Genomic DNA, 18,737 nt, shown 5'->3' with positions numbered 1-18,737 from the left:
TAGGGTGGAAAACGCGGCAAATGTAGCACAAATCATGCTTCTGACGCATAGGTTTACAATGCAGCAGTACAATTAAACTTTAAAAACATAGGCCTGATCGTTATTTTCAATCACTTGATGTATAACAAGAGGTACGACACCCAAGAATTAGTCAAAGCCTTTACCTTAAAAGCCAGGTAAAGCAAGCGACTAGTCAATCCATGCGTGAGTCTTTATGAATATTGAAAACAATCGTCTGCACCAGCACACTCAGGTTGCTCAGCTTCAACCCCTGTTTGAAGCGCAGTTGAGGGCCTTTAACAAGAATAAATACCCGGCTGTAGACGAGCGAAAAGCTCAGTTACAGGCGCTCAAAAAAGCCATGCTGGCCAGGCAGGATGAGCTGGTTACGGCCATTAGCAAAGACTTTGGTCATCGCTGCGAAGATGAAACCCGCCTGTGCGAGGTGCTGACCCTGGTTGAGGCTATCGACTCCACCATTAAACACCTTGCTCGCTGGTGTAAACCTTCGGCTCGTTCAACCGCATTGATTTTCCAGCCGGCAAGCAACAAGGTGGTGTATCAACCCCTTGGGGTGGTGGGCATTATGGTGCCGTGGAATTACCCTCTATATTTAAGTTTAAGCCCGTTAATTACCGCCATCGCCGCGGGAAATCGCGTGATGCTTAAGCTTTCCGAGCATACTCCTTATTTTAACCATTGCTTAGTGCAGCTGTTGGCCGAGGTCTTTAGCGAGGAGCAGGTGGCGGTGACTACCGGCGTTGCCGATGTGTCTACGGCGTTCTCGCAATTGCCCTTTAATCATTTGTTTTTTACCGGCTCAACCGCCGTGGGCAGGTTGGTGATGCGCGCCGCGGCGGCCAACCTGACTCCGGTGACGCTGGAACTCGGCGGTAAATCCCCGGTGATTATCGGCGATACCATCGACTTGGATATGGCCGCCGAGCGCATTTGTTTTGGTAAATCCCTGAATGCCGGCCAGACCTGCGTAGCACCGGATTATATTCTTTGCCCCGAGCATAAAAAGCAGGCTTTTATCGCCGCTTATCAAAACGCCTTTGCTCGCATGTACCCCAGCATTAAAGACAATCCGGATTACACCGCCATTATCAATGACGGCCAATACCAAAGATTGCAGGCACTGCTGGAAGAGGCCAAAGCCGCGGGGGCGAGCTGCACCACTATTAATCCAGCCAAGGAGGACTTTAACGGCAGCAGGAAAATGCCGCCGGTGCTGATTGACAACGCCGGGCAGGATACCCGGGTGATGACCGAAGAGATTTTTGGTCCCTTGCTGCCCATTGTCAGCTATGAGTCCTTGCATCAGGCAGTGGACTATATCAACGCGCGTCCGCGACCCTTGGCGCTGTATTTATTCAGCCTAGATAAGAATGAACACGCGCGGGTTATTCATGAGACCCACTCCGGCGGAGTCTGTATCAACAACACCATGACCCATTTGGCTCAGGTGGATTTGCCCTTTGGCGGCATAGGCGAGTCGGGTATGGGTCATTATCATGGTTTTGAGGGCTTTCAGACCTTTTCCAAGGCCAAGGCGGTACACATTCTGGGCAAGTTCAATGGCGGTAGGCTGCTATACCCACCTTATGGCCGCAGCATTCACCGACTGTTTTACAAGCTCTTTGTTAAATAGGCGCTCAGGCCAGAGCGTGAATTTGTGCCGGAGTAAAGGTCAGCAAAGAGGCTCAGACCCAGCCCCTTACTCCCCCTTAGTTAAAGTGGGTGTCTTAGTTAGTGTAAGTTCAAAAGCCCTGGACTGGCCATTTATGGGCGGGTTTGCATTTTATGCGGGGCATAACTAAGTTTTACTTGTTTGGTGGCGGTGTTTGGGGTGGTTCAAATAAGTTCGTATCTGTGTTGTTGCTAATAGGGAATGCGGGTCTGAGATAATTTATTTTTATTTAAATAATCAGAGGCTGTTAAGTGAAATGTTAAAACTAAGGAAGGTTAAGCACTTACTTATTGCTTTATATATCTTGGTGTACAACGTATCCGCGTCTATCAACTCAGGTATGAGAGCGGAGTTTTTCGAAGCTAGACCAGATGTTTTTTCAACTATAGTGCTGATTTCCGCACTTGCAGCAGGCTCCGCTGTTTCACATAGCTTAGCTAAGCGCTCCGGAGCAACCATCTATATTTTTGGGATAGAGTTTGACTATTCTCCCACACCTATAGCGGCTAAGCTTTCACTGCTAACTCTAATTGCAGAGACAATACATAGTTTCATATACCGCCATGATTTTGGTCTGGTTATATTTCTTTCTTTTGTGACTCTTGGACTCTACTTAGGGTGGAGTTTTTTCAGGAAGAAATAACGAGTGAAAATTGTCAATTTTATTCTTAATGAAATGGCTTGGGAGTCTTTATGGTTTCCTGTTACTTATTGAAAGTAAAATGGAAATTATTGAAGTTCTACTCATTGTCATCGCCTTTACCAGGCTAAAACTCTTCGCTGCGGACATTACAAGGGTCATGCCTGGTTGGCTCCAGTTCCCTGTAATTGTAATAGGGCTTGCTCTTGGCATAATCTGGTTGTGCCGACTTCTAAAAAAGCTGTGACTGAATTTAAGTGTGTCTGAATGCTATAGCTGTTTGGCTGATAAGAGCATTTTGGAAAGAGGAGAAGTAGGTGAGTGACCGTGTGCTTGATACTCTTAGAGTTTGTTCCTTGCCAGCTTAAATGGCGAGCCACTGGCGAACCAATGACTCGCTTTGCGTTTACTTCAGCTTAAACACACCCACGGCGACACAGATGGCACCGCCGACCATGCCCAGCCAGGCTTCAATGGGTGTTTCACCGTTCAGCGAGCGGGTTAGCTGTGCTTCTACCGCGTCGTACACGTTGTAACCCCAGGCCACCAAGGCCACGCCGATCACAATAAGAATAATACCGATAATTTTACCATTCATAATAGATGCCTCATTTTTTGTTATTTTCAAGTATAGACTTTTCTACCTTACACACTTAATTACCTGATTGCATGTATTTTGTGCCTATAAAAAGCGCAAGATGAACACCTTTGTTATCGGTAATTATGAGTGCATTGGGCTGCTACTGAACTGCCGCTACTTGGGTAAACAGCAGGCTTTTGTTAAGAGTTGCCTTAATGTGGTTTCTAAAAGAGGCATATTCCGTTACACTGCGCGTCCTTTTTTTGAGCAAACATGGATATCACTTCCCTTGATCGCAACAGCAAATATCGCCATGCAGTTTGGCGCTAAGCCTCTTTTTGAAAACGTTTCCGTTAAGTTCAACAATGGCAACCGTTATGGCCTGATCGGTGCCAACGGCTGTGGTAAATCGACCTTTATGAAAATTCTGGGCGGCGACCTTGAGCCCTCGGCTGGAAACGTGATGCTAGGTGAGAGCGTGCGTCTGGGTAAGTTGCGTCAGGATCAGTTTGCCTTCGAAGAATATTCTGTGATGGACACGGTATTAATGGGTAATACCGAGCTGTGGGCGGTGAAAGAGCGACGCGACTTCATTTACAGCCAGGCCGAGATGAGTGAAGAAGAAGGCATGGAAGTGGCCGATCTGGAAGTACGCTTCGCGGAAATGGACGGTTACACCGCAGAAAGCCGCGCCGGCGAACTTTTGCTGGGCTTGGAAATTCCCATTGAGCAGCACTTTGGCCCCATGAGCGAAGTAGCACCGGGCTGGAAGCTGCGAGTATTACTGGCGCAAGCCCTGTTCTCCGATCCGGATGTACTGCTACTTGACGAACCGACCAACAACCTGGATATCAACACCATTCGCTGGTTAGAGCAGGTGCTGGTTGAGCGCAAGTCGACCATGGTGATCATCTCTCACGACCGTCACTTCTTAAATACCGTGTGTACCCATATGGCCGATTTGGATTATGGTGAAGTGCGCCTATTCCCGGGTAACTACGACGAGTACATGACAGCAGCCACTCAGGCTCGTGAGAAAATGCTCAACGAAAACGCCAAGAAGAAGGCACAGATTGCCGAGCTACAAAGCTTTGTTAGCCGCTTCTCTGCCAACGCTTCTAAGGCCAAGCAAGCCACCTCACGTGCCAAGCAAATCGATAAAATTCAGCTTGAAGAAGTAAAGCCGTCAAGCCGCGTCAGCCCCTATATTCGCTTTGAGCAAGATAAGAAGCTGCACCGTCAGGCTATTACCATCGAAGGTTTGTCAAAAGCGTTTGAAACGCCCTTGTTCAGCAACTTTGATTTACAGGTTGAGGCCGGCCAGCGCGTTGCCATTATCGGCCAAAACGGCGCCGGTAAAACCACCTTGTTACGCTGTTTATTAGGTGAAATCGAGGCCGATCAGGGCTCGGTAAAATGGGCCGAGCAAGCGAAAATTGGTTATATCGCTCAGGATCATGCCGCCGACTTCGTTGAAGACGATAACCTGTTCGACTGGATGAAACAGTGGACCACGGGTGATGATCAGGTGGTGCGCGGTGCCCTAGGACGCATGTTGTTCTCTAATGATGATGTGAAAAAACGCGTTAAAGTGCTTTCCGGTGGTGAAAAGGGTCGCATGCTGTTTGGCAAAATGAGCCTGATTAACCCTAACGTGTTGGTACTGGATGAGCCGACCAACCACCTGGATATGGAATCTATCGAGGCTCTGAACCTGGCCTTGGAAAACTATGAAGGCACCTTGTTCTTTGTCAGCCATGACCGTGAGTTTGTGTCATCACTGGCTACGCAAATTATTGATATTCGCCCAGAGGGCATAGTGCACTTCCAGGGTTCATATGAAGAGTACCTAAAAAGTCAGGGAATTTAATGCCCTAGGTTTCCCGACTGGCGCTTTCGCCGGTCGGGGATCATGCCAACCGCAGCCCTTCCCCCGTCATTTTTGGCTATGCCTCTTCACTCCAGCGCTCCTTGACTATACTTATTGCTCTTACTCTTAACGGAGGTGAGTAATGCCAAAGTACGTAATTGAAAGAGAAATAGAGGGTGCGGGCGGGCTATCCGCCGATGAACTGCAGGGGATTTCACAGCGCTCCTGTGATGTACTCGAGCAACTCGGCCCGCAGATTCAGTGGGTGGAGAGCTATGTAACCGGCAATAAGATTTTTTGTGTGTATATTGCCCCGGATGAAAGCCTGATCAAGCAGCACGCCAGTATGGGTGAGTTTCCAATCAGTGCCATTCATGAAGTGAAAACCATTATTGATCCCACCACCGCCGAATAAAGGCCTTCGGGCTTGGCATTGATTGTTGTAGCCAAGCCTAATAAATCAATTATCTAAATAATCGATTAACCCAATCTATTTTTATCGCTGCAATAGATTAAAACCATGGACTATATTTAATTCCGTTAATCACTTAACTCCAAAACGGGGAGAGAGTTTCATGGGTAAAAAAACACGTCCTTTTATCAGTGCAGCGGCACTGGCGGTTACCTCAGTACTTACGCTGGGTGCGCAGGCCGCCTCTGTTGAGCCGAAATCAAATCAATTCTGGTGGCCAGAGCAGCTTGACCTTAGTCCGTTACGCGCACACGGGGTAGAGTCACATCCTTATGGTGAAGAGTTTGACTACGCCAAGGGTTTTGAAAGCCTAGATCTGCAAGCCGTTAAAGAAGATATTCGTGCCGTTTTGACCGAGTCGCAGGACTGGTGGCCGGCAGACTATGGTCATTACGGTCCATTCTTCATACGTATGGCATGGCACGCAGCCGGTACATATCGTGTATTCGACGGCCGCGGCGGTGCCGGTGGTGGTCAGCAACGTTTTGACCCACTCAACAGCTGGCCTGATAACGGTAATTTAGACAAAGCACGTCGCCTACTTTGGCCGGTAAAACAGAAGTATGGTCGCAACATTTCCTGGGCCGACTTAATGGCGTTAACAGGTAACGTAGCCTTAGAGGATATGGGCTTCAAAACCTTCGGTTATGCCGGTGGTCGTGAAGATGACTGGGAGCCGGATCTGGTGTACTGGGGCCCGGAAGGCAAGATGCTGACCGATGAGCGTCGCGACAAAAAAGGCAAATTAAAAGGCCCTCTAGCAGCGGTTGAAATGGGTCTAATCTATGTAAACCCGCAAGGCCCTCACGGTAAACCGGATCCCTTATTGGCAGCTACAGATATTCGTATGTCATTCGGTCGTATGGCAATGAACGACGAAGAAATTGTGGCACTAATCGCAGGTGGCCACACATTTGGTAAAGCACACGGTGCTAAAAAGCCAGACTGTGTAGGCAAAGAGCCGGCAGCAGCGCCGATTGAAGACCAGGGCTTTGGTTGGCAGAACAAATGTGGCAAAGGCCTGGCTGAAGACACTGTGACCAGTGGCTTTGAAGGTGCGTGGACGGTTACGCCAACACAGTGGACCACCAACTACCTGGACAACCTCTTCAACTTTGATTGGAAACAAACCACGAGCCCCGCCGGAGCAATCCAGTGGATCCCTACCGATGAGGCGGCGAAAAACCTGGTTCCCGATGCGCACGTTAAAGGTAAGCGTCACGCGCCTATCATGTTCACAACAGATATCGCGATGAAGGAAGATCCAGAGTTTCGCAAGATTGCCGAGAGCTTCCGTGCCGATCCTGCAAAATTCGAGCTCGCGTTCGCCAAGGCCTGGTTTAAGCTAAATCACCGTGACCTGGGCCCACGTGCTCGTTACCTTGGCAGTGAAGTACCAAGCGAAGTATTGATTTGGCAAGACTACATTCCAGAAGTGAACCACACTCTGGTGAATGATAAGCAAGTCGCTGATTTGAAAGAGCAAATTCTTGATTCTAAGTTGACAGTTTCTGAGCTTGTGCGTGTTGCTTGGGCCTCGGCGTCTAGCTACCGTGACAGCGATATGCGTGGTGGTGCAAACGGTGCACGCCTGCGTCTAGCGCCGCAAAAAGACTGGCCGGTAAACAACCCTGAAGAAGTAGCAAAGGTACTGAAAGTACTTGAGAAAATTCAGAAGAAATTCAACAAAAAAGCAGGTAAAACGCAAATTTCACTTGCTGACATGATTGTTCTTGGCGGTGCAGCAGCCATCGAAAAAGGTGCCAAGGATGCAGGTTACAGTATCACTGTACCATTCAAGCCGGGTCGTATGGATGCATCACTTGAGTACACAGATGTTGAATCATTTGAAGTACTTGAACCAACGGCTGACGCGTTCCGTAACTACTATAGCAGCGCGTGGAAATCACCAACTGGCATGCTGGTAGAACGTGCCAACCTGCTTGGTTTGAGCGTTCCCCAAATGACTGCACTGCTAGGTGGTATGCGTACGCTTGATGCCAACTACAAAGGTTCGGATCACGGTGTGTTAACGAACAAACCGGGTACGCTGAGCAATGACTTCTTTGTTAACTTACTTGATATGTCGACCAAATGGAGCAAATCAAGCAAGGAAGAAGGAGTGTATGAAGGTTTTGACCGCACCAGCGGCGACAAAAAATGGACGGCGACTTCGGTTGACCTGATCTTTGGTTCAAACTCTGAATTACGCGCTATTGCGGAAGTATATGCTTCACAGGATGCGAAAGAGAAGTTCGTTAACGACTTCGTCGATGCTTGGACAAAAGTAATGACAGCAGATCGTTTCGATCTAAAATAAACAGACGTTGTGATGTTACTAAAAGAGCCGCAAAAGCGGCCCTTTTTTTACGTATTGGTATCGCATCCGAGATGATGTAAAATTAACCGCCCCCTTAGCGGGGACATTGTGTTTTACAAAATCGAGCGACAGATATGCAGTACTTCAAATATACCCTCATTGTTTTAACCTCATTATTTATGCTTGGCTGTGGTGGCCATGGGTATGAAGGGCACTATGTCAGTACTTCTGACAACAAGGTATTTAACGCGCTGTCAGAGCTTGCTGGCGCCAAAAAAATCTATATCGGCGAGAACTTTATCGAAGCGGATGGCCAGCGCACCGAGTTTGATGAAATCTTTGTGCGTGAACTCAAATCCGGTGATTACCTGGTATTTAAATCGGGTAATGAAGAACAAACCTGGCTGATTGAAGACGGCGACGTATTGGTACGCGATTTAGGCTTGATGTCTTTACGCTTTGAGCCGGTAGAAAAGTAACCCCCACTTTTATTGTTAGTGAGTGACCACTCGCTAACATCGAATCCAAGGTCTCTTTTTAGTTTTGATTTATATAATTCCAAAATAAACCAAGACGATTGCACGCAAAAAGACGATAATTGGAACATTAAATTCATTAGATTGACCGACATTGCCACCTAGTCTGCCCAGCAGCGTTGGCAAGCTCGGTCATTGCGATTTTTAGGGTAGCGATAACTCATGGAAATTAAAGTTAATTTTCTCGACAACCTCAGGCTAGAAGCCAAGTTTGATGACTTCACCGTGATAGCCGATCAGCCGATCCGCTACAAAGGTGATGGCTCGGCGCCAAGCCCGTTTGACTACTTCCTGGCATCATCTGCTTTGTGCGCAGCTTACTTTGTGAAGGTGTATTGCAACAGTCGAGAGATTTCGACCGACGGTATCCGCATTTCGCAAAACAACATTATCGACCCGGAAGACCGCTACAATCAGATCTTCAAAATTCAGGTTGAGTTACCAGAGAGCATTTCTGATAAAGACCGCCTGGGTATTTTGCGCTCAATCGAGCGTTGCACGGTTAAACGCGTGGTGCAAACCGGGCCCGAGTTCCAAATCGACCCTGTAGATAATATCGACAAAGATGCCCAGGCCATGTTGATGGTTGAGGCCGACCTTGATCACAGCACCTACATCTTGGGTAAAGACCTGCCGCTAGAGCAAACAATTCAGAACATGACCGCCATGCTGGCCGACTTGGGTATGAAGGTTGAAGTGGCCTCGTGGCGCAATATCGTTCCCCATGTATGGTCTTTGCACATCCGTGATGCGGCTTCACCTGCGTGTTTCACTAACGGTAAGGGTGCGACTAAAGAAAGTGCGCTTTGCTCTGCGCTGGGTGAATTTATCGAACGTTTAAGCTGCAACTTTTTCTACAACGATCAGTACCTAGGTGAAGAAATCGCATACAGCGACTTTGTCCATTACCCTAATGAAAAATGGTTTAAAGCGGGTGCAGACGATGCCCTGCCGGAAGGTATCTTAGACGACTACTGTTTAGAGATTTACAACCCGGACGGCGAACTGCAAGCGTCGCATTTAATCGACACCAACTCCGGCCGTGTGGACCGTGGTGTGTGCTCAATTCCGTACACTCGTCATTCGGACGGCGAAACGGTTTACTTCCCGCAAAACCTGATTGAGAACCTGTTCCTAAGCAATGGTATGAGTGCGGGGAATAACCTCAATGAGGCCAAGGTGCAGTGTTTGTCTGAGATCTTTGAGCGTGCCATTAAACGCCAGATCATTGAGCAGGAAATTGTTCTGCCGGACGTACCGCAAGAGGTGCTGGCCAAGTACCCGGACATAGTTGAGGGCATCGAAAAGCTTGAAGAGCAGGGCTTCCCGATTGTTATTAAAGACGCCTCACTGGGTGGTCAATTCCCGGTTATGTGTGTGACCCTGATGAACCCAAGAACCGGTGGCGTATTTGCCTCATTCGGTGCGCACCCAAGCCTGGAAGTTGCGTTAGAGCGCAGCCTGACCGAATTACTGCAAGGTCGCAGCTTTGAAGGTTTGAACGATGTACAGAAGCCAACATTTAACTCCATGGCGGTGTCTGAGCCGGAAAACTTCGTCGAGCACTTTATCGACTCAAGCGGTGTGATCTCATGGCGTTTCTTCAGCGCCAAAGCGGATTACGACTTTGTTGAATGGGATTTCTCGGGTACTAATGAAGAAGAAAGCGAAGCTTTGTTTGGTATTTTGAAAGCGCTTGGTAAAGAAGCATATATTGCTGAATTTACAGAAATCGGCAGTGCGTGTCGTATTCTTGTGCCGGACTTTTCTGAGGTGTACCCGGTGGAGGACCTGATTTGGGATAACACCAACAAGGCATTGCAATACCGTGAAGATATCTTGAATCTGCACTCGCTCTCGGATGATGCACTGGCCGCCTTGGTAGAGCGTTTGGAAGAAAGCCAGCTTGATAACTACATCGACATCATCACCCTTATCGGTGTTGAGTTTGATGAAAACACCGTATGGGGTCAGTTAACCATCCTTGAGCTTAAGATTTTGATTTACTTAGCACTTGGTGAATTGGAAGAAGCCATGGAGTTGGTCGGTGACTTCTTGCAATATAACGACAACACGGTTGAGCGTGGCTTGTTCTATCAAGCCGTAAGCGCGGTGCTGGAAGTAACCCTGGATGAAGAGCTGGAATTGGATGATTTTATCCATAACTTCTCACGCATGTTTGGTAAAGAGACCATGGAAAATGCCGTGGGCTTGGTCACCGGTGAGGTGCGTTTCCACGGCCTAACACCAACCAATATGAAGCTTGAAGGCTTGGACAAGCACCTGCGTTTACTCGAGAGCTATAAAAAGATCCACAAAGCCCGTGCTGACCTGTTCAACAAAGGCTAGCGTGAATAAGTTTAATGCCCATTAGTAAGGCGTTGAATTAAATCTAAAAAGCGAACCCCAGTGGTTCGCTTTTTTGTTGGCTGTTTTAGTAAAGGTTAAAGTGGGTGTCTAAGTTAAAGTGGGTGTCCAAGTTAAAGTGGGTGTCCAAGTTAAAGTGGGTGTCCAAGTTAAAGTGGGTGTCCAAGTTAAAGTGGGTGTCCAAGTTAAAGTGGGTGTCTAAGTTAAGGTGGGTGTCTGAGTTAAGGTGGATGTCTGAGTTAAAGCGGGTGTCCGAGTTAAAGTGGGTGTCTGAGTTAAGGTGGGTGTCCGAGTTAAAGTGGGTGTCTGAGTTAAAGTGGGTGTCTGAGTTAAAGTGGGTGTCTGAGTTAAAGTGGATGTCTGAGTTAAAGTGGATGTCTGAGTTAAAGTGGATGTCTGAGTTAAAGTGGATGTCTGAGTTAAAGTGGATGTCCGAGTTTGTTATTTAAAACATGTCGGCCTAAACAGCAATTGCAGGGTATAATAGAGAGCGACGTCATCAATCACATATCTAAACCAAGCATCGAAACAATGAACCGTAAAAAGAAAATTTTCACCAAGCTCAAAGCCAAAGACAAACGTGCGAATGCAAAATTGCATAAAAGCAATAAACCAGCCTATATCTCAAAAGCAGAGCGAGAAAAGTTAGAGCAACAAGAGAATACGGCGTCACAAGAGTAATTCCCCACGCATACTAATACGCGATATCAATAAAAATACATTCGACTATTCGCAGCCGACGGCGGACTAGTCGTTGTTTACCCTTATCGCCAGCTTAAGGCGCGATTTTTATCTCATGCATCTAGGCGTTAGGCGTCTTTAAAATTAGCCTAACTGATTGCTTTCCCTGTTTAATTTTTTAATTGGCTGGCATATTTCCCGGCGCTCATATAGGCTTTTAGCGGTTATAATTTAGCTAATGTACGCAGGGAAATTATGGAAAAGAAGATCATTCAGCTCGCTATTGCCGAGCTGATGTTACACAAACGCGGCCCTATGGACGGTGCCGAAGACATTAACTTGTTTCGTTTTGTGCTGAGCTATCCGGCGGAAGGGATTTCGGCCATAGAGTCGGTGAAAACCGTGCTCTCGACCGCCGAGCTGCCGACCGACTGGGACAGCGACTTCGATAAAGCTATTTTGTTTAAAACGCCATTGCGGGGCAAGGCCCAGCTTTCTATCGAGGCCTGCAGCGTCGATAAAGATTCCAAGGCGCAGGCGTCATTTAAAAAGTTGTTGCACAGTATTCTTGGCTCGACCCTGGGCATTTTTACCGGCGGCTTTGGCAGTGCCTATGTGGGTAAGATCACCAATACCGTGGGCAAATCCGTCATTGACGTCCTTGGCGATGACGAAGACGTGGATATTATCGGCAAAGCCACCTACTTACTCGACTCCGAGCAATTGCCCGAGTCGATTGACTTACCCTTGATGGTCGACACGCCCGTAGTAGAGAAAAAGTATGTGATCGTAGGCCATCAAAGCAGCGTTAATCGCCGTCGCAAGGTGGTGGAAAACGAGGTGATCCCGGCCGGCAACAACGGTCAAATTCGTATTAAAATCAACCAGCTTTAGCGGAATTGACACAGCTCAATTTCATTTATATTTGTGCCTATTACCACGAATTTTCGTTCCGAGATGACTTAAAAAGGGTTGGCTTCTAGGGCAAGTGTACAAGTAGTTCTTGCCGTCAGCCCTGTCCCTTACATTTCTTACCAGCCTTTCCCAATACCTTCCTATTAGGCGCAATTTTCGCACCCACCTCTTTGCAAACCTTCCGGCTGAAGCCTGCCAGGCTGTGATGTTTTGATACAAAATGTGAACAAAATGGTACACAAATTTGATGGTTGCATTTTGTCCTAGCCGATAACTTAAAAAGGTTGATCGCATTCATATGACAATATGAATACGTTTATTTTAAGAGCGGGTTACACGCTCTGTAAGCAATAAAAATAACCATATATAGGATGTCTAAGATGAAACAACCACGTAGGTTTGGACGTTTAAAAGCGACCTACCTTGCTATGTTGAGTTTAGGTTTGGCTCAGCCGGTGCTGGCACAAGGTGATGAGTTGGCTGGTAACACAAGTGCGCAGGCACTTACTTTTACACTCATTACTGGCGATAAAGTGTCAGCCGTAGTGAATAAGCAAGGTGAGCTTGGCGGTATTCGCATGCTGGGTAAAGACGGCAATGAAGTGATCACCAGCATTTTCAAGCGCGGCGGCAATACGTATGTAATGCCAAGCCAAGCACAAGAGTGGGTAGACTCGGGTGCGATAGATTTAGAACTATTTAACATTAATAAGCTGTACGCGTCTGGTTATGCGGATGAAGTCACCCACGAGTTGCCTGTTATCGTTGAATATCACGATGGCACTCTAGCGGGGGCGGCAACGCCTAAGCAGTTAGCGGGTACATCGCTAACGGGCGAAATAGAACTAATCGACAGTGCAGCCTTGAGCATTGACAAGAGCAAAGCGGCGGAAGTGTTTTCAGCACTTGTGGCCCAAGGCGATGTGGATGCTGTCTGGCTTGATGCGGCCGTGTTCGCCCATAAAGTGAGCGAATCAGAAACATTGACCCCTACGGTGCCTTTAACTGGCGCATATGGCGATGTTGCGCGTCATTATTCGGGTGCGGGTGTGACGGTTGCCGTACTCGATACGGGTTACGACATTGAGCATTCTGACCTTCAGGGGCGGGTCATCGCATCTCGAGACTTTACCTATTCGGCAAATGGTGTGGATGACACCAATGGTCATGGCACACACACAGCATCTACGGTTGCAGGCTCTGGCGCTGAATCGAATGGCAAGTGGGTAGGTGTAGCGCCAGGGGCGGACCTGGTAATTGGTAAAGTACTGGGCAACACAGGTGGTGGCTCTATGTACTCTATCCTCAGTGGTATGCAATGGGCGGTCATGTCGGAAAACGCGGATATCGTCAATATGTCATTGGGTGGCTCGGCTACCTCATGTGATGGTCCGCTTGTTGATATGGTTGAAGCACTGAGCGATCGCGCCTTATTCGTAATTTCTGCGGGTAATAGTTTTACTCGTGAAACAGTGGGTTCTCCGGGCTGTGCACCAAGCGCACTGACTGTCGGTGCGCTCGATCGCGATGGCAACACGGCTTCTTTCTCTTCGCGCGGCCCATCTCCGGATGGCCACTCAGCGAAACCTGATATTGCCTCACAAGGTGTGGCGGTAGTCGCCGCCGCTTCGGGTGGTCAAGGTGCGACGGCCTATCGAGCGCTTTCAGGCACCTCGATGTCAGCACCGCATGTAGCCGGCGGTGCGGCTATGGTGATGCAAGCACGTGCTGATTTATCGCCTAGAGATGTGAAAAAAGTACTCACATCATCGGTATTCACATCAGATGCGCACGTACTAGAGCAGGGTGCAGGTGCAATGGACATCAATCGTGCGATTAAGCAGGCGGTGATCGCACAGCCTAACCGTGAGTTGGGTTATTTCGGATATGGCCAGAATGATGCGTACACCGAAAGTAGCGTGACGTTTGAAAACACCACAAGTGAAGAAATTACATTCAAGCTTAATTTAGATCTGATCGGTGAAGATGGTAAAACGCAGCTTCCGGCAACGGTTGCTGGTCTGGGCGTTAAATCCGTCACAGTGCCAGCGAATGGCCAGGTTGATGTACCAGTGTGGATTGACCCATCAGTGGCAATGCGCGACGGTGCATACGGTGCTATCACAGGTAAAATAACGGGTACAGCTGTTGGCGGTGAAGACGAGCAAATCACGGTGCCAGTTTCTTTCTGGGTTGATCAGCCACAAGTGTCACTGACGGTTAATTTGACCGATCGCTGGGGCAACCGTGCGTCGTTTCCTTCGAAAGTGTATTTAATTAACGAAGAGGACGATTGGGGCAGCTTATTGCGTCTAAATGGCGGTAAAGCCGAGGTAAAGGTACCCACCGGCAACTATAGCATTATCGCCAACATCATGACCTTTGATAACGCAAACTCGAGCTCGGGTTTAGTTGAGTCTGCGGCACAGATGGCGATTTTGGATCGCAAGATTGAAAGCGCAACGGTATTAAACTTTGATGCCCGTAACGCGCAGCCTGTGACCTTCAAAGCGGAGCAGCCACTTGACCCTCAAGGTTACTCATTTGGCTTTACCTACGCGCTGGATGACAACAAACAAGCTAAGCTTGCGGCGATGGAGCTGGCGCCAGACTATGTAAACGACATGTACGCATGGTCACAAGGCCATGACGACCGTTTCCGCTCTTTCATTACCACACGTGCCGTGGCACCTGAAACCAAGGTAATGATGGAAAACGGCACCGAGTTTGATTACATCAAACAAGGTTTAGCGCTGTCGTTTCATGGTGAAGGTTCAGCGGAAGTAGTGCCAGTAGGTGATGCAGGCTACAGCACCGATTGGAGCCAATTCGACCTGGAAGGTAAAATAGCCCTTATTGCCAACCCTAACTACCTAACCAGTTATATGGTGGGTAACGCCATGAAGCACGGTGCAATGGGCGTTATTTTCTACCGCCCGGGTCGCGATGGTCGTTACAAAGGGAGTATCACGGGTACGCCAAAAGTGCCTGTGATTGGCATCAGTACTGCCGAGGGTGAACAGCTTGCAGCAGAAATTGCAGCAGGTCGTAACACCGTAAGCTGGTCGGGTATTGCTGCAGAGCGCTCACCCTATGCCTACTCTATCAACCACATTACGGACGGTCGCATCGACGCAGGGCAAATTGTGTTGCAAGAGCACAAGATGCGCAAAATCGAGAGTCAATATCACTCGCAAGGTGATGAGCGTCCGGCTTGGACTGACGTGATGGCGATGACCAACAGCACCGGCGAGTTCTACTCAACGGGTAGTTCACAGCTGATCATGTTGCCTGTTGAGCGTGATGAGTACTTCAGTGCGACTACTAAAAATGCGTGGACAAACATCGTCATGCCGAATTACCAAATGCGTAGCGCAGGGGCGTATTTTGATGGTGCACGTATTATGACGCCGGGTGAGGAAACAACGACTTGGCTTAAAGGCCCTCGTATGGGTAGCTTAGGTACCAGCGGTATTCCAATTATCAGCAGAGACACCAATGTCTTGTCTTTTAACATGGCTGCATTCGGTGACGCTGCGGGGCACGATGGTATTTTTGGCTATGATGGCCGTTCAGCCTATGGCTTAATGGTAAATGGTCAGAGTACATCGCCTTACCAGGGCACCTTGACACTTGAGCACGGCAGTAACCAAGTGAGCTTGTCAATGCGCTCTTACGCCCGCGGTGTAGGCGAGCGTTCCCCCGTGAATGACGCATTAGGGTCGCTTTATGAAGGTAAATATAGCTTCACCACTGACGACACAATACAAGGTATTCAGCCTATCCTGATGCCTGTTGTCGATGTGCCTGTAGACATCAACAATGCCATGCCTGCGGGAGAGCCGGCCCATATTAAGCTTTCCGCGATTTTGGATGGCGAAGGTGAGGTATCACTGGCGGACGTGAAACTGCAATATGGTTATGGCCAGGAGTGTGGTATGAGCGATATTCCAGCCTTTATATACTGCCCTGTGACGGCGAAATTCTCCCCTGAGAGCTGGGTAGATGCGGAGATCACACAGCTAGATGGCGAGTGGGTTGCGATTGTACCAAACGACGCTCCAGCGGGTGAATTTGTACACCTGCGTGTGGAAATGGCTAACTATGGCACCAGCACAGCAGAGCAATTAACAATGCGTGCTTACATGCTGAAGTAAGTGTTCTGTCTCAAGAAATAAAAGCCGCCCGCGTTTGGGCGGCTTTTTTAATGTTTATTACTCTTGGCAGCTGACGGCGAAATAGTCATTATTATCGCTTACCACCAGCCCTGGCAGTTGGTTGACTAGGTGCTGGTACATCTCGGGCTGCTCAAATCTGTGTTTCATCATCAGACGCAGGTGGTGGGGCTGTATCTCGGCGCCATTATCCCTCAGGTACTCTAAAAAGCGGCGGTAACTGATTGGCCTCTCGGTCTTTGACTCGGGCGGCAGATAGCGCTCTAAACGATAGTTTTTGAGCACAAAATACAGCGGGTCCAAGCGCTCCCCATTAGTTGCATCTAAGTAAGGCTCGAGCAATTTATATTGCGCAATGTGGCCTTTGGCGGCGACCGCGTTGGCTAGCTCAAAGGCCGTTTTCTGGGGGATATGGGAGAAGGTTTTTAACCACAGGGTCAGCTCTTTATTGCCGGCAAACTGCGCCATTACTTGGTCAGCCTCAATATCGGGTGCCAGCCCGACGTTACTGAGTTTGTTTACTATTTCCTGCTCTGTAAGCTTGTTGTCACGCACCGCGACCGAGGAGATAAACAGGCTCATTGCCGTTTTTTGTTGCTCGGACAGAGGCGGTAAATTGAGGTTATCCAGCTCCAGGCTGATCAGCTCGGCCAAAGGCTTTTTCTGCGTCAGGCTAACCAGCAAGGCCGCGGTGTCATTGATAAACAGCTTGATATCCGCATCATTATGGCGTTGGCAGTATTCATACTCGGGCGACTGGATCACCTTTTCAACAAAGGCTGATTCGGCAAAGGCTTGCCATTGCTCGACGGGTTTTTCCCTCTCCTTAAACCATTTATTGCGCGCCGAGCAGGCCTCTAATTGTGCCTGTTGCTGCTCGTCCAAGGCGGCGCCCGCATCGAATTTCAGTGGTGTGCTCCCGGCATCCCGTGGTAAATCGCTTAAAGGAGATATATCAATATTGATACCCAATTGGCTTAAGACGGCCGGGGTGCGATTTAGCCCTTGCTGCCCTCGGCTATGGTAATAGTAGTGTTTGCTACCTAGTTGCGTGCCCTCAATCAACCGGGACAGGGCATGAGCATCGGTAAATGTGCTGCCAAAGGCTTCAATATGCTCTAGTACCGCGTGCTGCATGTCACTGATAAACAGGGAGTCATTGCGAAAGGCCAGGGGGTATTGCTCGGTAAGCATGGCCGCCGCTTCGGTTTTTCCCATCATCAGCAAGGTGGTAAAAGAAAGCTTAAGGGGAGTGAGGTGTGGGTCGTTCACCAAGGCGCTATCCACGTCATAAACCATATCTTTGATTTTTTGTACCAGCTCATGGGCTGGCGCATTATTGACGATTAGCGCTTCAAAGTCTTTTTGCTCCAGGGTATGCCTATACAGATATTCTATGGGAAAGCTAGAAGGCAAGTATTGCTCTTGCTGCATTTGCATCGGCAGCTCGTCGAGACTCTCGACAAAAGACGCCATGGTCTGAGCTTGGGCTGTTTCAACCTCTGTTTGTGTATTGGCTGGGATATTTTTTTGAATATAACCCTTGAGCACTGGCCGCATCTTTAGAGTCGCCTGAAAGGAGGCGGTCCTGTTGTGCCAGTGGTCGAGGGCTCTTTCATCCATGCCGGCGGCCCACAGTGCCAGGCTAATATCGTCCAGGCTATGGCCCTGCTTTAAGGCGCGGGCGGCCAAGAGTTCCAGTTGCTGACGGTTCTGGTAATGGTGCTGATTAAACAGATCCTTTACGTTCTCACACAGCTCGCTATTAAGGGTTTGCTCGGGAAAGGGCTCGGGCTGGTAACGCTTTGTGGGTGTCTGTGCGGCGGTGGAGACGCTTTGTTGCTCTGGGCGTTGAGTGCCGGAGGGGGTCGCTCCCTCGGCAATGTGTGGCTGCTCCTGCGAGGGCATGAGCAAATAGATGCTAAGGCCGATTAAGGCCAGAGCCCCCAACATCAAAATCATTTTTCTCATTGCTTTCCTTGCTTATTCTTTGAGCATGACATTATAACGCCATTGTTAATCTAATTTGGTTGTAAAACAAGCTTATACCCTCTGTGTACAGAGTGTTGTCCAACAAAGATTACAGTTTAGGTGCGAGCGAAACTGAACGGGCTTTTGTTTCTGTTTATTATGGGTGAAAATGAACGCAGGATTAATTTAAAGAGATGTTGAGATGGCAAAATTGCTGCAAGTCGACTTTCAATATAATGGCCCGTATGGAAAGCAAATGGCGGATGCGCTGGTTGAACTGGCTAAGTCTATTAATGATGAACCGGGCATGATCTGGAAGATTTGGACCGAAAGTGAACTTGAGCAGCTAGGTGGCGGTATCTATCTGTTTACAGATGAAACCAGTGCCAGGAATTATTTGGCAATGCACTCAGCGCGCCTGAAGAAAATGGGGATTGATGAGGTGCGTGGCAAACTATTTGATGTCAACGAAGCGCTGACGCTTATCAATAAGGGACCACTCGTCCCAGCCTAACCG

At 48.6% G+C, this 18,737-nt stretch carries 13 protein-coding genes; 11 read left to right on the top strand and 2 right to left on the bottom strand.

Annotation, left to right across the window (positions count from 1 at the left end):
• Positions 1–214: 214 nt before the first annotated feature.
• Positions 215–1,654, top strand: coding sequence for a coniferyl aldehyde dehydrogenase (locus C2M24_RS07460; RefSeq protein WP_105213849.1), 1,440 nt, complete (start codon positions 215–217; stop codon positions 1,652–1,654).
• A gap of 1,085 nt (positions 1,655–2,739) precedes the next feature.
• Here the strand turns inward: C2M24_RS07460 and C2M24_RS07445 are convergent.
• A complete protein-coding gene (locus C2M24_RS07445) occupies positions 2,740–2,931 on the bottom strand; it encodes a DUF3185 family protein (protein WP_105188797.1) in 192 nt (63 codons plus the stop codon).
• Positions 2,932–3,202: 271 nt separating this feature from the next.
• Here C2M24_RS07445 and C2M24_RS07440 point away from each other — a divergent pair, with 271 nt between their 5' ends.
• The 9 genes from C2M24_RS07440 (at position 3,203) to C2M24_RS07400 (ending at position 16,231) form a co-directional block, all read left to right on the top strand.
• On the top strand, positions 3,203–4,783 hold the full coding sequence (locus tag C2M24_RS07440; protein WP_105214546.1) for an ABC-F family ATPase: 1,581 nt from the start codon (positions 3,203–3,205) through the stop codon (positions 4,781–4,783).
• Positions 4,784–4,925: 142 nt separating this feature from the next.
• Positions 4,926–5,198, top strand: coding sequence for a DUF4242 domain-containing protein (locus C2M24_RS07435; protein WP_105213843.1), 273 nt, complete (start codon positions 4,926–4,928; stop codon positions 5,196–5,198).
• Positions 5,199–5,358: 160 nt separating this feature from the next.
• Positions 5,359–7,575 (top strand): catalase/peroxidase HPI, encoded by a 2,217-nt coding sequence (gene katG / locus C2M24_RS07430; RefSeq protein WP_105213841.1) that lies wholly within the window; start codon positions 5,359–5,361, stop codon positions 7,573–7,575.
• A 134-nt stretch (positions 7,576–7,709) separates the two neighbouring features.
• Positions 7,710–8,054, top strand: a complete 345-nt coding sequence (locus C2M24_RS07425) for a hypothetical protein (protein ID WP_105201279.1) — start codon at positions 7,710–7,712, stop codon at positions 8,052–8,054.
• A gap of 219 nt (positions 8,055–8,273) precedes the next feature.
• Positions 8,274–10,460, top strand: a complete 2,187-nt coding sequence (locus C2M24_RS07420; RefSeq protein WP_105213839.1) for an OsmC domain/YcaO domain-containing protein — start codon at positions 8,274–8,276, stop codon at positions 10,458–10,460.
• Positions 10,461–10,708: 248 nt separating this feature from the next.
• Complete coding sequence (locus C2M24_RS15970; RefSeq protein WP_158683712.1) at positions 10,709–10,927, top strand: hypothetical protein; 219 nt, start codon at positions 10,709–10,711, stop codon at positions 10,925–10,927.
• An 82-nt stretch (positions 10,928–11,009) separates the two neighbouring features.
• Positions 11,010–11,159, top strand: coding sequence for a DUF2986 domain-containing protein (locus C2M24_RS07410; protein ID WP_105201276.1), 150 nt, complete (start codon positions 11,010–11,012; stop codon positions 11,157–11,159).
• A gap of 255 nt (positions 11,160–11,414) precedes the next feature.
• Positions 11,415–12,053, top strand: a complete 639-nt coding sequence (locus tag C2M24_RS07405; RefSeq protein WP_105213835.1) for a hypothetical protein — start codon at positions 11,415–11,417, stop codon at positions 12,051–12,053.
• A 401-nt stretch (positions 12,054–12,454) separates the two neighbouring features.
• Positions 12,455–16,231, top strand: coding sequence for a S8 family serine peptidase (locus tag C2M24_RS07400; protein ID WP_105213833.1), 3,777 nt, complete (start codon positions 12,455–12,457; stop codon positions 16,229–16,231).
• Between the two features lie 57 nt (positions 16,232–16,288).
• Here the strand turns inward: C2M24_RS07400 and C2M24_RS07395 are convergent, their stop codons facing one another.
• On the bottom strand, positions 16,289–18,220 hold the full coding sequence (locus tag C2M24_RS07395) for a hypothetical protein (RefSeq protein WP_158683711.1): 1,932 nt from the start codon (positions 18,218–18,220) through the stop codon (positions 16,289–16,291).
• Positions 18,221–18,422: 202 nt separating this feature from the next.
• On the opposite strand from C2M24_RS07395, the gene C2M24_RS07390 reads away from it, so the two are divergent.
• The gene (locus tag C2M24_RS07390) at positions 18,423–18,734 is read left to right on the top strand and encodes a monooxygenase (RefSeq protein WP_105201272.1); all 312 of its coding nucleotides are present in this window, start codon (positions 18,423–18,425) and stop codon (positions 18,732–18,734) included.
• Positions 18,735–18,737: the final 3 nt, after the last annotated feature.

Origin of the sequence: Pseudoalteromonas sp. T1lg22 (assembly GCF_002964645.1) — a bacterium.
Classification (GTDB): domain Bacteria; phylum Pseudomonadota; class Gammaproteobacteria; order Enterobacterales; family Alteromonadaceae; genus Pseudoalteromonas.
The sequence above is the reverse complement of the archived record's forward strand: the minus strand, read 5'-3'. Positions and strand labels throughout refer to the sequence as shown.

What these genes read in the sequence shown, in the direction of transcription:
- C2M24_RS07460 (WP_105213849.1), top strand. Translation starts at nt 215, where the DNA reads ATGAATATTGAAAACAATCGTCTGCACCAGCACACTCAGGTTGCTCAG.
- C2M24_RS07435 (WP_105213843.1), top strand. Translation starts at nt 4,926, where the DNA reads ATGCCAAAGTACGTAATTGAAAGAGAAATAGAGGGTGCGGGCGGGCTA.
- C2M24_RS07410 (WP_105201276.1), top strand. Translation starts at nt 11,010, where the DNA reads ATGAACCGTAAAAAGAAAATTTTCACCAAGCTCAAAGCCAAAGACAAA.
- C2M24_RS07400 (WP_105213833.1), top strand. Translation starts at nt 12,455, where the DNA reads ATGAAACAACCACGTAGGTTTGGACGTTTAAAAGCGACCTACCTTGCT.
- C2M24_RS07395 (WP_158683711.1), bottom strand. Translation starts at nt 18,220, where the DNA reads ATGAGAAAAATGATTTTGATGTTGGGGGCTCTGGCCTTAATCGGCCTT.
- C2M24_RS07390 (WP_105201272.1), top strand. Translation starts at nt 18,423, where the DNA reads ATGGCAAAATTGCTGCAAGTCGACTTTCAATATAATGGCCCGTATGGA.
- C2M24_RS07405 (WP_105213835.1), top strand. Translation starts at nt 11,415, where the DNA reads ATGGAAAAGAAGATCATTCAGCTCGCTATTGCCGAGCTGATGTTACAC.
- katG (WP_105213841.1), top strand. Translation starts at nt 5,359, where the DNA reads ATGGGTAAAAAAACACGTCCTTTTATCAGTGCAGCGGCACTGGCGGTT.
- C2M24_RS07425 (WP_105201279.1), top strand. Translation starts at nt 7,710, where the DNA reads ATGCAGTACTTCAAATATACCCTCATTGTTTTAACCTCATTATTTATG.
- C2M24_RS07445 (WP_105188797.1), bottom strand. Translation starts at nt 2,931, where the DNA reads ATGAATGGTAAAATTATCGGTATTATTCTTATTGTGATCGGCGTGGCC.
- C2M24_RS15970 (WP_158683712.1), top strand. Translation starts at nt 10,709, where the DNA reads ATGTCTGAGTTAAAGCGGGTGTCCGAGTTAAAGTGGGTGTCTGAGTTA.
- C2M24_RS07420 (WP_105213839.1), top strand. Translation starts at nt 8,274, where the DNA reads ATGGAAATTAAAGTTAATTTTCTCGACAACCTCAGGCTAGAAGCCAAG.